The following is a 791-nucleotide window of genomic DNA, read 5'->3' on the forward strand; positions in this document are numbered from 1 at the left end:
AGGGAGAGCACCGGCCCGCCGGTGCGCCACGCCTCCACGGCCAGCCGTTCTGCCCCGGCGGTGGGCCGGGAGGCGGAGCGCCCCCGGCCCACCGCCTCCGCGGCCCCTGCCGCCTGCCCCGCCAGCACCGCGCCGGTCCGTCCCACCAGGTCGGCCACGAGTCCCGCGCGCCAGGCCGACCAGGCCGCGGGCCCGGTGGCCAGGGCGTCGGCCTCGGTGAGCGCGTGCAGCAGTTCCAGGGTCCCGGCGTCTCCGACGGCGTCGGCCACGGTGCGTACGGTGGCCGGGTCGTCCAGGTCGCGCCGGGTGGCGGTCTCGGCCAGCAGCAGATGGTGGCGGACGACGGTGGCCAGGGTCGCGGTGTCGGCGGCGTCGAAGCCCATCCGGGCGGCGAGGCCGCGCACGGCGGCCTCGCCCGCGACGCTGTGGTCGCCGGGGAGCCCCTTGCCGATGTCGTGCAGCAGTGCGGCGACCAGCAGCAGGTCGGGACGGCGGACGCGGCGGACGTACGCGCCGGCCCGTGCCGCGGTCTCGATCAGGTGGCGGTCGACGGTCCAGCGGTGCACGGGGTTGCGCTGCGGGCGGCAGCGCACCCGCTCCCACTCGGGCAGCCAGGCGGTGATCAGGCCCTCCGCCTCCAGCGCCTCCCACACCCCGACGGCGGCCTCGCCCGCCCCCAGGAGGGTGACGAACTCCTCGCGGGCCTCGGCCGGCCAGGGCACCGGAAGCGGCGGGGCCGCGGCGGCCAGCCTCCGCAGGGCGGGGCGCGACGGCGGCACCCCGGCCTGGGC

Annotated in this window: 1 protein-coding gene; it reads right to left on the bottom strand. The window is 79.8% G+C overall.

Going from position 1 to position 791, the window contains the following annotated elements:
• Nucleotides 1–791: HD domain-containing protein (locus ACLIYP_RS30660; RefSeq protein WP_412716330.1), on the bottom strand; the 791-nt coding region annotated here is incomplete at both ends.

The sequence above is a fragment of the Streptomyces nanhaiensis genome (assembly GCF_046614825.1).
GTDB classification, from domain to species: Bacteria; Actinomycetota; Actinomycetes; order Streptomycetales; family Streptomycetaceae; genus Streptomyces; species Streptomyces radiopugnans.